Genomic DNA, 11,887 nt, shown 5'->3' with positions numbered 1-11,887 from the left:
AAACAAATAGCCATAAAAAAACCGACTTTAAAAGTCGGTTTTTTAGTTTATATAAGAATATAGTTATTGAATTAATCCTCTTGAAATTACAATACGTTGAATTTCTGATGTTCCTTCATAAATTTGTGTGATTTTTGCATCACGCATCATACGTTCTACATGGTATTCACGTACATAACCATTTCCTCCATGAATTTGTACAGCTTCAATGGTTGCGTTCATAGCTGTTTCAGAAGCAAAAAGTTTTGCCATTGCACCTGAATGCGATATGTCTTGACCAGCGTCTTTTTCAAAAGCAGCTTTAAAACATAACATTCTTGCAGCTGTAATTTGAGTTGCCATATCTGCTAATTTAAAAGCAATAGCTTGATGCTTGAAAATTTCTTTTCCAAAAGCTTTACGTTCTTGTGCATACTTTAAAGCTAATTCATAAGCTCCAGAAGCAATACCTAATGCTTGAGAAGCAATACCGATTCTTCCTCCATTTAAAACGCCCATTGCGAAATTAAAACCAAAACCATCTGCTCCAATTCTATTTTCTTTAGGTACTTTAACGTCTGTAAATAATAAAGAATGAGTATCAGAACCTCTAATTCCCATTTTATTCTCTTTTGGTCCTATATCAAAACCTTCCCATCCTTTTTCTACAATAAAAGCATTAATACCTTTATGTCCTTTCTCAATATCTGTTTGTGCAATTACAATGTAAGTAGAAGCTGTTCCACCATTAGTTATCCAGTTTTTTGTTCCGTTTAACAAATAGTAGTCTCCTTTGTCAATTGCAGTTGTTTTTTGTGAAGTAGCATCAGAACCTGCTTCTGGCTCAGATAAACAAAAAGCACCTATAACCTCTCCTTTTGCTAAAGGAGCTAAATATTTTTGTTTTTGCTCTTCATTGCAGTATTTTTCTAATCCAGCACAAACTAAAGAGTTGTTAACCGACATAATTACGGCAGCAGAAGCATCAATTTTAGCAATTTCTTCCATAGCTAATACATAAGACACACTGTCTAATCCTGAACCACCATATTTCGGATCAACCATCATTCCTAAAAATCCAAGTTCAGCCATTTTTTTAACTTGTTCCGTAGGAAAAATTGAATGTTCATCTCTTTCAATAACTCCAGGATGTAATTCTGTTAAAGCAAAATCTCTAGCTGCTTGTTGAATCATTAATTGCTCTTCAGTTAATTTAAAATCCATATCGTGTAAATAAAGTTTTAAGTAATTTATTAAAAGTTCCCAAATGTAATTATTTATTAGCAATTTTTCAATAACAATTTGTAATTTTAGCCCATGCAAAAGGATTCCTATAGTGTTATTGGGGTTATGTCAGGCACATCTCTTGACGGGGTTGATTTGGTTTACGTTACATTGTCTTTTTCAAGTAAGTGGAACTTTAAGATTCATATATTTGAAACAGTTCCTTATACTGAATATTGGATTAGTATGTTGTCAAATTCAATTCATTTATCAAACAATGAACTTTTAGATTTAAATCAAAAATACACAGAAGAATTAGCTAAGATAATTTCTGAATTTATTACAAAAAATGAAATTCAGAATATTGATATAGTATGCTCTCATGGGCATACCGTTTTACATCAACCAGAAAATGGTTTTACACTTCAAATAGGAAACCTAAGTAAAATAGCTGAATTAATAAAACAAAATGTAGTCTGCGATTTTCGAGTTCAAGATGTTCAATTGGGAGGACAAGGTGCTCCACTAGTACCTATTGGAGATCGATTGTTGTTTTCTGAATATGATTATTGTTTAAATTTAGGTGGCTTTTCAAATATTTCTTTTGAAGAAGATGGAGAAAGGATTGCTTTTGATATTTCTCCTGTTAATACAGTTTTGAATTTTTATGCAAATCAACTTGGGTTAAATTATGATGATAAGGGGAATTTAGCTAAAAAAGGACTTTTAAATAATGAATTGTTAATAGAGTTAAATTCCTTAATTTTTTATGAGCAATCTTATCCTAAGTCTTTAGGGATGGAGTTTGTTAATTCAAAAATATTTCCAGTTTTAAATAAATATTCGATTCCTGTAAATGATATATTGCGAACATTTGTAGAGCATATCGCTTTCCAAATAAGTAAAGTAATCGTTAAGAAGAATACTTCTGTTTTAATTACAGGAGGAGGTGCTTATAACGATTTTTTAATTGAACGAATTAAATCTTATTTGCCGAATATTAATTTGGTAATTCCGAATAATATTATAGTTGAATCTAAAGAAGCATTGGTTTTTGCTTTATTAGGTGTGCTAAAATTACGCAATGAAAATAATACATTAGCATCAGTAACAGGTGCAAGGCAAAATCATAGCGCTGGAAATGTTTTTACATGGAAATAGTATTTATTTAAGAATCAATTAATTATGTGATTTAACAATTTGTTAAGCCTTAATTTAAAACTTTGAAATACACTTAATTCAGAAGATTATGTATATTTGTGGAATTGAAAAATAACCAACAAGAATGAAAGATTTATTAAAGAAATTTGAAAATAAAGAACCTGAAATAGTATTTAATTGGAAAGATCCTGAAACAGAAGCAGAAGGATGGACAGTTATTAATTCCTTAAGAGGTGGTGCTGCTGGTGGTGGTACTAGAATGCGTAAGGGATTAGATATGAATGAAGTGCTTTCTTTAGCAAAAACTATGGAAGTTAAATTTTCAGTTTCTGGACCAGCAATTGGAGGTGCAAAATCAGGAATAAATTTTGACCCAAATGATCCACGTAAAAAAGGAGTACTAGAAAGATGGTACAAAGCTGTTTCTCCATTATTAAAAAACTACTATGGAACAGGAGGAGACTTGAATGTAGATGAGATTCATGAAGTTATTCCTATGACTGAGGACTGTGGTGTATGGCATCCTCAAGAAGGTGTTTTTAATGGTCACTTTAAACCAACAGAAGCAGATAAAATAAATAGAATAGGACAATTACGACAAGGAGTAATTAAAGTAATTGAAAATCCTAACTTCTCACCAGATGTAAATAGAAAATATACAGTAGCAGATATGATCACTGGTTATGGTGTTGCTGAAGCAGTTCGTCATTTTTATGCAATTTATGGAGGTGATGTGAAAGGAAAGAAAGCTATTGTTCAAGGATTCGGAAATGTAGGTTCGGCTGCGGCTTTTTATTTAGCAGAAATGGGAGCTAAAATTGTCGGAATAATTGATAGAGATGGAGGTTTAATTAATGAGAATGGGTTTTCATTTGAAGAAATTACAAATTTATTCTTAAATAAAGATGGGAACAAGTTGGTTTCAGAGAATATGATTCCATTTGATGAAATTAACGAAAAAATATGGTCAATCGATGCTCAAATATTTGCACCATGTGCTGCATCAAGACTAGTGCAAAAAAGTCAAATTGACCAGATGATTGCCTCTGGATTAGAAGTGATTTCTTGTGGAGCAAATGTTCCTTTTGCAGATAAAGAAATTTTCTTTGGGTCAATAATGGAAGAAACAGATACTAAAGTTAGTTTAATACCCGATTTTATTTCAAATTGTGGAATGGCTAGAGTATTTGCATATTTCATGGAGAAAAAAGTTCAAATGACAGATGAGTCTATTTTTTCTGACACTTCAAATATTATTAAAGCAGCTATTCAGAAAACATACGATTTAAGTTCAGAAAAATACAATATAAGTGCAAGAGCTTTTGAAATTGCTTTAAAACAACTTATTAAATAATTATTAGATGGAAATTTTATTAATCGTAATATTCGTTCTTGGTTACTTAGCCATAGCGATGGAACATTCTTTGAAAGTTGATAAATTGATTCCTGCTCTAGGAATGATGGCTATTCTGTGGGCATTAATTGCAGTCAATCATTTGGAGGTTTTTGAGATTTTACCAGGAATAGGAAAAGAAAGTCATCATGTAGAAGGTGTTCTTTTACATCATTTAGGAAAAACAGCCGAAATACTTTTCTTCCTTATGGGAGCAATGACAATTGTTGAAATTGTTGACTATTTTGATGGTTTTTCAACGATAAAGTCGTTTGTTAAAACAAGAAGTAAAATAAGATTACTGTGGTTGTTTACTACATTAGCATTTGTATTGTCAGCTATTATAGATAATCTTACAGCTACAATTGTATTAATTACAATTTTGCAGAAAATTATAAAAGATAAAGAAGTTCGTTTATGGTTTGCGGGGTTAATTGTAATCGCTGCAAATGCAGGAGGAGCTTGGTCTCCTATTGGAGATGTTACAACTACAATGCTTTGGATAGCAAATAAAGTTTCTGCGGGACAACTTATTCAGCACGTATTGATTCCTTCTATAATATGTTATGTAGTTCCAACTGTAATAGCATCAAGAATGAAAATTTTTAAAGGAAATATTGAAGCAGAAGTTGAGGTTGACGAAGTTAGCCCTCCTTATAGCTCTTTAATGTTTTATTTAGGCTTAGGTTCCATTTTATTTGTTCCAATTTTTAAAACAGCTACACATTTACCTCCTTATGTTGGAATGATGTTATCATTAGCTGTTGTAGCTGCTGTAGCAGAAGTATTAAGTAATAGGAAGTTTAGTGTGGGAGGAGCAACTGCTGGTGAAGGTTCAGTACATCATAGTCCCGTTCATAAATCATTGTCTAAAATTGAAATGCCAAGTATTTTATTTTTCTTAGGTATTTTAATGGCTGTTGCTGCTTTAGAATCATTAGGAATGTTATTTGATTTTGCAGGAATATTAGAAAATAGTGTGCCATATCTTGGTACAGAACATCATTCAACAAAAATTTCAGATTTAGTAGTCTTGCTATTAGGAGCAGGTTCTGCAATTATAGATAATGTGCCTTTAGTTGCGGCAAGTATAGGAATGTTTCAAATTGGAATGGACGAACCAGCTTGGCATTTTATCGCATATTCAGCAGGAACAGGAGGAAGTATATTAATAATTGGTTCTGCTGCTGGAGTTGTTGCAATGGGAATGGAAAAAATAGATTTCTTTTGGTATCTTAAAAAAATAGGTTGGTTGGCACTTGTTGGGTTTTTAGCAGGTTCTGTTGGGTTTATTATTTTGAGAGACTTTCTTTTGAATGCATCATAAGTTAACAAGACAATTTTTTTAATTAATAGACGTTATTATATAAAATTAGAATATGAGTATATTTCTTCAAGTAGATAGTTTAGCAGTTGCCAGTCAAGTTATGGCAGAAGATCAGCCCGTAGAAAAGACACTTTCAATATGGGAATTATTAACAAGTGGAGGAATAGGTGGTCAAGCCATTATCTTAGTCTTATTTATTTTACTTTTTTTAGCTCTTTTTCTATATTTTGAAAGATTGATGGCAATAAATAAAGCAAGTAAGATTGATTCAAGTTTTATGAATAATATTAAGATGAATATCTTATCAGGAAAAATAGATTCAGCTAAGATGTTGTGTGCTCAAACAAATTCACCTGTTGCAAGGCTAATTGAAAAAGGAATTTCTCGTATTGGAAAACCACTTGAAGATATCAATACAGCTATTGAAAATGCAGGTAATTTAGAGTTGTATAAATTGGAAAAAAATACAAGTATGTTGGCTACTATATCTGGTGCTGGACCAATGATTGGTTTCTTAGGAACAGTGCTTGGTATGATTCTTGCTTTTCACAAGATGGCAAGTGGTGGCGGACAAATTGAAGTAGGTTCTTTAGCAGAAGGAATTTATACAGCAATGACAACTACAGTTATAGGTCTTATTGTGGGTATTGTAGCATATATGGGATATAATCACTTAGTTGTGAAAACAAATAAAGTGGTTAATCAAATGGAAGCAAATGCAGTTGAGTTTTTAGATCTATTAAATGAACCAGTATAATGAAGTTAGGTAAAAATAAAAATAAAGTATCTACAGAATTCAATATGTCTTCAATGACAGATATTGTATTTCTATTATTGATATTTTTTATGCTTACTTCTACAATGGTTACAACTAATGCTTTAGACTTAGTACTACCAAAAGGAAAAGGGAAAACCGATAGTAATAAAAGTATTTCTGTGAGTATAGATAAGGATTTGTCATTTTATATTGATAAAGATAAAATTGATGAAACCCAATTGGAAACCCAGTTGTTAGCATTGGTAGCGAATGCTGAAAATAAAGCAATAGTCTTAAGAGCTGAAAAATCTGTTCCTCATGAAAAAGTAGTATATGTAATGGATATTGCATATAGAAATGGAATTAAGATGGTCGTGGCAGTTAGTCCAAAATAGATAAATATGAAATTTTTAGAAACAGAAGAAGAAAAAAAATCATTTGTAATATCAAGTGTAATACTTCTTGCAATTTTATTATTTTGTATTTTCTTTGGACTAACTTCCTTAGATCCTCCACCTGAAAATGGAATCGCAATAAATTTTGGAACAAGTGATGTTGGTCAAGGTGAAATACAACCTACAGAACCAATACAATCTGCTCCACAAAACACACAATCTCAACCTGAAACAAGCCAGAAAGAGGATGTCTTGACAGATGATAATGATTCTCCTGTTGTGGTTCAGCCAAAGAAGACTACTCAGAAACCAAAAACACCTACAGAAACTAAACCAGTTACAAAACCATCACCTAAGCCTTCGCAGCAAACAAATAGTGCTTTAAATAGTATATTAAATGGAAAACCGTCAGAAGGAACATCACAAGGTGGTCATGGAGATGATGGTTTGGCAGGAGATAAGGGTGATCCAAATGGAAGTATCTATGCTAATAGTTTCTATGGAAGCGGTTCAGGAAATGGTTCAGGAAACGGAACTGGCTGGGGATTAGCTGGTAGAAAATTAGCTGGGAACAATAAAAAAGTGCAAGATTGTAATGAATCAGGTACCGTTGTTGTTAAAATTTGGGTGAATAGAAACGGAAATGTTATTAAAGCAGAGCGTTCACAAGGAACTACCAATACAAACCCTTGTTTAGTTAATCCTGCAATTGAAACAGCAAAAACTTTTAAATGGCAAGCAGATCCAAACGCTCCTGAAACTCAAATAGGTTTTGTTGTTGTTAACTTCAAATTGGGAGAATAAATTTTAAAAGCTATTTTATGAATTACAAAGAAACAACAGAGTGGCTTTTTAGTCAACTCCCTATGTTTCAAAATCAAGGAGCTTCTGCTTATAAAGATAACTTGTCTAATGTTATTTTGCTTGATGATTATTTAAAAAATCCACATAAAAAATTTAAAACAATCCATATTGCTGGTACTAATGGGAAAGGCTCAACTTCTTCTCTATTGGCATCGGTATTACAAGAAGCAGGTTATAAAGTAGGGTTATATACTTCTCCACATCTAAAGGATTTTAGGGAGCGTATAAAAATAAATGGCGAAATGATTACAGAAGAGTTTGTGATTAATTTTGTTGCCAATAATAAACCTTTTTTTGAAGCCAATAAGCTTAGCTTTTTTGAAATGACTGTTGGAATGGCTTTTGACTACTTTTCAAAAGAAGGAGTAGATGTAGCAATCGTTGAGGTTGGTATGGGAGGACGCTTGGATGCTACTAATATTGTTAATCCACTAGTGTCTGTTATTACGAATATAGGGTTAGATCATACACAGTTTTTAGGAGATACTTTAGAGAAAATTGCAATAGAGAAAGCAGGAATAATAAAATTAGGAACGCCTATTGTTATTGGAGAATATGTTCTTGAAACTAAAAAAGTATTTCAAGAATTAGCAGATAAAAACAATGCGCCAATTACTTTTGCGCAAGATTTATATTTTGAAGACCTTCCTTGTGAATTGTTAGGAGATTATCAAAAGCAAAATAAAAAAACAGTTTTAGCAGTATTAGAAATTCTTAAAAATTATTTTTCTATAAGTGAAAAAGCCATATCAAAAGGTTTTTTAAAGGTTGTTTCTAATACAGGGTTATTAGGACGATGGCAAATTCTTAATTTGCACCCAAAAGTAGTATGTGATACAGCTCATAATTCGCATGGGTTAAAAATAGTATTAGATCAGATAAAAAAAGAAGAAATAAATCAATTACATATTGTGTTGGGGGTGGTTAATGATAAAGATTTAGACAGTATTCTGCCTTTATTTCCTAAAAAAGCGAAATATTATTTTTGTAAGCCAAATATTTCTAGAGGACTTTCTTCTGCCTCTTTACAAAAAAAAGCTGGTGAATATTCTTTATTTGGAGACACATATAATTCTGTTTCAGAGGCTTATGAAGTAGCGCTGAGTTTGTCTTCAAAAACTGATTTTATCTATATAGGAGGAAGTACTTTTGTTGTAGCAGAAATTGTGTAATTTTTTTCAAAAAATGTTTGCAAATTCTAAATTCTACACTATATTTGCACTCGCAATACGGAAGTAAAGCAATTTATTGGGGCGATTAGCTCAGCTGGTTCAGAGCACCTCGTTTACACCGAGGGGGTCGGGGGTTCGAACCCCTCATCGCCCACTTAATAAAAAAAGCCTATAAATATTTATTTATAGGCTTTTTTGGTTTTATAAGTGAAGGATTATTAGAACGTGTATACTAAGCCAACACCTAATAATTGTTTTAATTGAACTTTTGGTCCTACAATTATTTGTTCTCCTTCTTTTTCTTCTTTTGCTTTTACATCATCATCATAAACTAAATGAGTGCCAATATTTGCTCTAACATATTCATTTATGGTCATGTTCAATTGTAATTGCCAATCAATATCAATATTTCCAAAATTATTCAAATAATCAGAGTATAAACTAGCACGATGTTCTAAATTTATATTCTTGAATATTTCTTTTTCCCATTGATTCGTAATTAAAATTCCAATTTCTGTTCGCGATTTCCTTCCATTTTGAAGCAACTCTCCTGTTACTTCGTCATAAATTGCAGCATCTACTCCAAAAGCTCCTTGATTAGCTAATCTCCTGTCTAAAACAAGGGTGGTTTTCTGAGTTAAAGGTGATAAATAAACGTTTAAATTAAGATCTTTTCTAGAGTATTCACTACCAATACCAATAAAAAAATATGCTGGAGCAAACGGTTTAGAGATTGCAAATTCTGTATTCGGATAAGAATAACCATTTGCAAATTGTGTGTTGAAATTAAACTTTCCACTGTAAAACCAATTAGAAACAGTATCCTTTCTGAAGCCTATGGTTGAATTTATTTGAATTTGATCATCTGTTTTTCTTACTTCTCTTCCTTCTTGTTTGTTTATTCCATAACGGAAAATTAGTTCATTCTTCCAATTTAGATTTTTTTTAGAATATTCTCTTATGAAGTTCCCTTTAAATAAGCCTGATACTGAGTTGTTTCCTCCAGCATTCCAGTTTACGAAAGTGATTTGAGAGATGTCTAATCCAATTTTATTTGATTTTTTCCAATATGATATTGTATCAGGGAGTTCTGTTCTAATTATTTGGGCAAAATTTTGTTGTAAGGTAAATAATAGAAATCCTAGTAGGTAGGCTTTTCTCATGATTGAATTAAAAAATTTAGTTGGTTAATAATAGTTGTAACGTTTATTTTGCAGATATGTTGTAATTCTTCAATGCTTCCGTGTTCTATAAATTGGTCAGGAATTCCTAAATTTAAGACTTTAATGGGAATATTGTTTTCCGTAATATATTGATTTACTAAAGAACCAAAACCGCCTATTATAGAGCCATCTTCAATTGTTATGATGGTTTTATATTTAGTGCTAATTTCAGCCAAGGTTTTTTGATCTATTGGCTTGATAAATGGAAAATGATAATGAGAAATTAAATCTGGATTATTACATTTAATTATTGCCTTTTCTACATTCGTACCTATTGTACCAGTAGAAAGGAATGCTATTTCACTTCCTTTTTTAAGACATTTGGCATCTCCTATTTTAATTTTTTGAAATGGTTCTTGCCAAGTTGTTATTTCTCCTCGTCCTCTAGGATAACGAATGGCAATCGGATAATCTAAACCAAGTTGGGCAGTATACATGATATTTCGTAACTCAATTTCATTAATAGGGGCAAAAATGATTAAATTAGGAATACAATTTAAATAAGAAATATCAAAAACACCATGATGAGTAGCTCCGTCTTCACCAACTAGTCCTGCTCTATCTAAGCAAAAAATAACAGGGAGTTTCTGTAAAGCTACATCATGAATTATCTGATCATAAGCACGTTGTAGAAAGGTAGAGTAAATATTGCAAAAAACAATCATTCCTTGTGTTGTCATTCCTGCTGCTAAAGTAACAGCATGCTGTTCGGCAATTCCTACATCAAAAGCTCTTTCTGGAAATTCTTCCATCATAAACTTCATGGAGCTTCCAGTTGGCATCGCAGGAGTTATGCCTATTATTTTTTCATTTCGTTTTGCTAACTCAACAAGTGTGTGTCCAAAAACATCTTGAAATTTAGGAGGTAGTCCGTCTTCATTTTTTGGGTGTATTTTCCCTGTCTTAGCCTCAAATTTCCCTGGAGCATGATATTTTACTTGGTATTCTTCAGCCAATTGTAGTCCTTTTCCTTTTGTGGTAATAATATGAAGGAACTTAGGTCCTTTTACTTTTTTTAATCTATTTAATTCTGAAATTAGTTTTGGTAAATCATGACCGTCTATTGGACCGGAATAGTCAAAATTTAAAGACTTAATGATATTGTTTCCTTTTGGGTTTTTGCCTTCCTTTACAGCGGTAAGGTAATTTTTTAGAGCACCTATACTTGGATCAATTCCTATAGCATTATCATTTAAAATAACTAATAAATTAGCGTCTGTAACACCAGCATGATTTAACCCTTCGAAAGCCATTCCACTTGCTATCGAAGCATCTCCAATTATAGCGATATGGTGTTTTTCAGTTTCTTTTTTTAATTGAGAAGCTAAAGCCATTCCTAATGCTGCTGAAATTGAAGTAGAAGAATGTCCTACTCCAAAAGTGTCATAAATACTCTCACTTCTTTTTGGAAAACCAGATATACCATTTAATTCCCTATTAGTATGGAAAATATTTTTTCTTTTTGTTAAGATTTTATGACCATACGCTTGATGTCCTACATCCCAAACTAATTGATCTTCTGGTGTATTGAAAACATAATGTAAAGCTATAGTAAGTTCTACTACACCTAAACTGGCGCCTAAATGACCTCCTTTTTGAGATATAATATCAATAATAAAATCCCTCAATTCTTGTGCAAGCTGTGGTAATTGATTTTCAGAAAGTGTTCTTAAATCTTTTGGGGAATTAATTGTATTTAGTATGTTGCTTTCCATTATAAAAAAAGCAAATTTAAACTTTTGTTTTGTATTAGTCTAGTTTTATTCATATTGGATAAAATATTTAACTTTTGCTTTTCAATTTCTTATGATGTATTCGCTTCGGTTTTTATAATAGATTTTTTGAGTTTCAGAATTTTTTGTTTCTACTGAAAGCCTTTTTGTTTAATACAATAAGAATTGTATCTAGATTTCGTAATTTTGAAAAATGGAAAATATTTTTACTGACGAATATTTTATGAAAAAAGCCTTAATTGAGGCTGAAATTGCTTTTGAAAAAGGAGAAATTCCCGTTGGAGCAGTTATTGTAATAGATAATAAAGTAATTGCTAGAAGTCATAATTTAACAGAATTATTGCACGATGTTACAGCGCATGCAGAGATGCAAGCTATTACAAGTGCGGCTAATTATTTAGGAGGGAAATATTTGAAAGACTGCACGTTATACGTAACATTAGAGCCTTGTCAAATGTGTGCAGGAGCTTTATATTGGAGTCAAATTTCTAAAATTGTTTTTGGTGCGTCAGATGAAAATAGAGGATTCTTGAAAATGGGAACTCAATTGCATCCTAAAACAAAAGTAGTCTCGGGAGTTCTTGAAAAAGAATGCGCTATATTAATGAAAGCTTTTTTTAGAACAAAACGATAAAAAATCCTATCTCCTGTATTAAAAA

At 31.7% G+C, this 11,887-nt stretch carries 11 protein-coding genes and 1 tRNA gene; 9 read left to right on the top strand and 3 right to left on the bottom strand.

The window, feature by feature from the left end; translation table 11 throughout:
* Positions 1-63: 63 nt before the first annotated feature.
* A complete protein-coding gene (locus LXD69_RS03310; protein WP_246917559.1) occupies positions 64-1,203 on the bottom strand; it encodes an acyl-CoA dehydrogenase in 1,140 nt (379 codons plus the stop codon).
* A gap of 93 nt (positions 1,204-1,296) precedes the next feature.
* On the opposite strand from LXD69_RS03310, the gene LXD69_RS03305 reads away from it, so the two are divergent.
* The 8 genes from LXD69_RS03305 to LXD69_RS03270 all read left to right on the top strand — a co-directional run bounded on the left by LXD69_RS03305 (position 1,297) and on the right by LXD69_RS03270 (position 8,426).
* Entirely contained in the window at positions 1,297-2,364 is a 1,068-nt protein-coding gene (locus tag LXD69_RS03305) for an anhydro-N-acetylmuramic acid kinase (protein WP_246917557.1), read from the top strand.
* A gap of 124 nt (positions 2,365-2,488) precedes the next feature.
* Positions 2,489-3,718, top strand: coding sequence for a Glu/Leu/Phe/Val dehydrogenase dimerization domain-containing protein (locus LXD69_RS03300; protein WP_045969237.1), 1,230 nt, complete (start codon positions 2,489-2,491; stop codon positions 3,716-3,718).
* Between the two features lie 7 nt (positions 3,719-3,725).
* Positions 3,726-5,084 (top strand): sodium:proton antiporter NhaD, encoded by a 1,359-nt coding sequence (gene nhaD, locus LXD69_RS03295; protein ID WP_045969235.1) that lies wholly within the window; start codon positions 3,726-3,728, stop codon positions 5,082-5,084.
* A 52-nt stretch (positions 5,085-5,136) separates the two neighbouring features.
* On the top strand, positions 5,137-5,841 hold the full coding sequence (locus LXD69_RS03290; RefSeq protein ID WP_045969232.1) for a MotA/TolQ/ExbB proton channel family protein: 705 nt from the start codon (positions 5,137-5,139) through the stop codon (positions 5,839-5,841).
* A complete protein-coding gene (locus tag LXD69_RS03285; RefSeq protein ID WP_246917555.1) occupies positions 5,841-6,236 on the top strand; it encodes an ExbD/TolR family protein in 396 nt (131 codons plus the stop codon). The genes LXD69_RS03290 and LXD69_RS03285 overlap by 1 nt, the downstream gene beginning before the upstream one ends.
* A gap of 6 nt (positions 6,237-6,242) precedes the next feature.
* Positions 6,243-7,040, top strand: coding sequence for an energy transducer TonB (locus tag LXD69_RS03280; protein ID WP_045969228.1), 798 nt, complete (start codon positions 6,243-6,245; stop codon positions 7,038-7,040).
* Between the two features lie 17 nt (positions 7,041-7,057).
* Entirely contained in the window at positions 7,058-8,272 is a 1,215-nt protein-coding gene (locus LXD69_RS03275) for a bifunctional folylpolyglutamate synthase/dihydrofolate synthase (RefSeq protein WP_246917552.1), read from the top strand.
* A 79-nt stretch (positions 8,273-8,351) separates the two neighbouring features.
* A tRNA-Val gene (locus LXD69_RS03270) sits at positions 8,352-8,426 on the top strand.
* A gap of 64 nt (positions 8,427-8,490) precedes the next feature.
* Here the strand turns inward: LXD69_RS03270 and LXD69_RS03265 are convergent.
* Together LXD69_RS03265 and LXD69_RS03260 are read right to left on the bottom strand one after the other, a co-directional pair.
* Positions 8,491-9,435, bottom strand: coding sequence for a DUF3078 domain-containing protein (locus LXD69_RS03265; RefSeq protein WP_246917551.1), 945 nt, complete (start codon positions 9,433-9,435; stop codon positions 8,491-8,493).
* Complete coding sequence (locus tag LXD69_RS03260; protein WP_246917548.1) at positions 9,432-11,210, bottom strand: 1-deoxy-D-xylulose-5-phosphate synthase; 1,779 nt, start codon at positions 11,208-11,210, stop codon at positions 9,432-9,434. The genes LXD69_RS03265 and LXD69_RS03260 overlap by 4 nt, the downstream gene beginning before the upstream one ends.
* A gap of 211 nt (positions 11,211-11,421) precedes the next feature.
* On the opposite strand from LXD69_RS03260, the gene LXD69_RS03255 reads away from it, so the two are divergent.
* Complete coding sequence (locus LXD69_RS03255) at positions 11,422-11,862, top strand: nucleoside deaminase (protein WP_045969224.1); 441 nt, start codon at positions 11,422-11,424, stop codon at positions 11,860-11,862.
* Positions 11,863-11,887: the final 25 nt, after the last annotated feature.

The sequence above is a fragment of the Flavobacterium sediminilitoris genome, from assembly GCF_023008245.1.
In the GTDB taxonomy this organism is placed as follows: Bacteria; Bacteroidota; Bacteroidia; order Flavobacteriales; family Flavobacteriaceae; genus Flavobacterium; species Flavobacterium sediminilitoris.
Note: the sequence above shows the minus strand (reverse complement) of the source record. Positions and strands in the feature narration are given on the sequence as shown.